This is a genomic window from Streptomyces sp. DH41, from assembly GCF_029813785.1.
GTDB lineage: Bacteria > Actinomycetota > Actinomycetes > Streptomycetales > Streptomycetaceae > Streptomyces.
Genome location: NZ_JARVKY010000062.1, coordinates 1 through 1,095, shown reverse-complemented (window position 1 = coordinate 1,095; position 1,095 = coordinate 1). Strand labels below are relative to the sequence as shown.

Sequence of the window (1,095 nt, the reverse complement as noted above, 5' to 3'; positions counted from 1 at the left end):
CTGGGGTCGAGAGCGAAACCCGTCGAGGGCTTCGCCTGGGACCCTGAGGTGCTCCATGCCTACAGCGCCGCGGTCGCGGCGGACGGCGCCGAGGGCCGGATGGTGACGATCTTCGACGGCGACGGCCCCGGCGACCATTGGGAGCGCCACCCCGCCGGCGACGAACTGGTCGTCTGCCTCAGCGGGTCGGTGACGGTCACCCGCGATGTGGACGGAGTGTCCGACCGGGTTGTGCTCGGGCCGGGCGAGGCCACCGTCAACCCGGCCGGGACATGGCACGCGGTCGACATGGCGGGACCGGCGTCCATCCTGACCATCACCGCCGGCCTCGGCACCGACCACCGTCCCCGGACCGAAGCCCGCCCGACCGAGCACGCCGGCACGTCCGGCCCGCGAACACCGTGACGACCCGTGTCGCGTGCCTCGGCGACAGCCTCACCCGCGCGCAACTCAGCGTCGACTACCTGGACCTTCTCGAACGACGCCGACCTCCCGGCGACATACGGCTCGCCCGCTTCGGCGTCAACGGCGACTTCGCGCACAACCGCTCACGGCGCCTCGATGCCGTCGTCGCGGACCCACCCGACGTGATCACCGTGCTGATCGGGACCAACGACGCCCGAGCGAGCCTCGCCAGCTACCCCGTCGAGCGGGCCATGAAGCGCAAACAACTCCCCGAGCGCCCGTCGGCCGACTGGTTCCAGCAGTGCCTGGGAGCCGTCGTCGAACGGCTGCGAACACAGACCGACGCGACGATCGCTCTGCTGTCCCTCCCGGTCCTCGGCCAACAACTCGACGGACCCGCGGCGCGGGCATCACAGGCGTACAGCCGCATGATCGCCGAGGTCGCCACCACCAACAAGGCGACCTACCTCCCGCTCCACGAACGCCAGACCGAGGAACTACGCCAGGCGGACCCGCCGCCGATCCCCTACCGAGACCCGACACCCGCAGCGAGCGTCAGCGTCCTCGTCCGGCGCGCCTTGCTGCGCCACAGCCTCGACACGATCTCGCGGCGCCGAGGTCTCGTGCTCACGACCGACCACATCCACCAGAACAGCCGCGGCGCCGCCCTTGTCGCCGAGGTCATCGACA

2 protein-coding genes are annotated in these 1,095 nt (G+C 71.1%); both read left to right on the top strand.

Annotated elements, in window-relative coordinates; all coding sequences use genetic code 11:
• The coding region (locus tag QC283_RS39380; RefSeq protein ID WP_279566603.1) for a cupin domain-containing protein at positions 1-405 on the top strand (405 nt) is incomplete at its 5' end.
• Positions 402-1,095, top strand: a 694-nt coding sequence (locus QC283_RS39375) for an SGNH/GDSL hydrolase family protein (RefSeq protein ID WP_279566602.1), incomplete at its 3' end; no start/stop codon positions are given. The genes QC283_RS39380 and QC283_RS39375, both read left to right, overlap by 4 nt.